At 31.7% G+C, this 1443-nt stretch carries 2 protein-coding genes; both read right to left on the bottom strand.

What is annotated here, in order from left to right; all coding sequences use genetic code 11:
* Window positions 1-102: 102 nt before the first annotated feature.
* Window positions 103-513, bottom strand: coding sequence for a hypothetical protein (locus tag ABXH06_RS17800; protein WP_007991288.1), 411 nt, complete (start codon window positions 511-513; stop codon window positions 103-105).
* 524 nt (window positions 514-1037) lie between these two features.
* On the bottom strand, window positions 1038-1443 hold a 406-nt coding region (locus tag ABXH06_RS17795; RefSeq protein ID WP_353519098.1), incomplete at its 5' end, for a hypothetical protein.

The following is a 1443-nucleotide window of genomic DNA, read 5'->3' as shown; positions in this document are numbered from 1 at the left end:
TAACGCCACCTTAAGCGGCAAAAAATTGTTTGCTAAAATGTTGAACGAAGTGAAAACAGCAAACTATTTTTTGTCCGTTTGAAGGTCTTGTTATATGCCGTATTATGCTAAGATATCAACCTTCCCATTTAACTGTTTACCGTCAAGATCTTTAAATTTACTTAAAACACCTGATAAAAAGTCAGTATTCTCACCAATGCTTTTTTTAAAATCTATAGATTTTTCAACTTGCCCAATTAAGTCTACTTTGATTTTACCTATTTTTTCGGGATCATTATTATATTGTTCAAGTACATTTAATGGTATAAATGGCACTACATCAAGTAAAGCACTTTCCCCTGATTTAATTAATGTATTAATTTCATCAATTGATATGTTTCTCATATCAATCTTTGTAGGTTGTGAATTATTTTGGTTTATGTTTTTTTCTACAGCAATAGATTCAGTCGGCATTTTATTGCCGCTAGCTGCTGTCGTAATGGAATAGTTTTGCCCTACATTTAAAATATTCATATTAATTCCTCATGTATTAATAGATATTTGATATTAATGCAAAAGGTGCACCATGTTAGATATTATACTAATGCCTATTTTAGGCATATAACGCCTAATTAATAGGCAAAAAATTGTTGGCTAAAATAAGTGAACGGAGTGAACAAAAAGCCAACTGTTTTTTGTCCTTGTTTAATTTCTTGTTATGTTTCAAACGCACAACACTAAAAAGTTAATTTGTCATGTGATGATGTACAAAGAGAACAGCCCATAACAATATTGCACTACCGATAAAGATTAATAAACCTTTTAGACTAAAGCTACTAATTCTATGTTTGCAAACGGGGCAAACAAAGTATGATTTGTTCATTGCCACCTTAACCTCTAGGGGAACAATATCCGCCTTGCATTTTTTACACTGAGTCATTTAAATTTGCACACTCTGATTGAAACATAACGCCTTACTAATGGGCGCATAAATGCTTGGCTAAAATTAGCGACGAAGGAGCGCAAGCCAAGCGTTTTGCGTCCTTTTGAGTAACTTGTTAGCTAGACTTTAACCAAACGAAAATGCTAAAAATAGGAAAAATACACAAGCCGAAGATAAAAAATGTAAAAAACAAGCTTGAGAACCACTGAGCTATTTTAGAATTAGCAACAACATTACGATTAGGCATGCGCAAAAATTTATTTAAGAATGTTTTATGCTGTTCAAAATTTACGTCAAAACAAGAAATTACCATTTGAAAAATAGCAAGCCACATTAAAATATAAATGGACAAAGCAAAAAGAAAATAAAGCCAAATAAATTCCAATTCATTTTTTAATAAAACTACGCACGCCACCAAAATTACTACGCATAGAAATAGTGAGGTATCAATTACCTTTTTATGGAGACCTAATTTAGAGCCTAATTTTTCAAATAATACTGGAGTTGGCATATTGTCTAGC

The organism is Thalassotalea sp. SU-HH00458, from assembly GCF_040362795.1.
Classification (GTDB): domain Bacteria; phylum Pseudomonadota; class Gammaproteobacteria; order Enterobacterales; family Alteromonadaceae; genus Thalassotalea_H; species Thalassotalea_H castellviae.
Note: the sequence above shows the minus strand (reverse complement) of the source record. Positions and strands in the feature narration are given on the sequence as shown.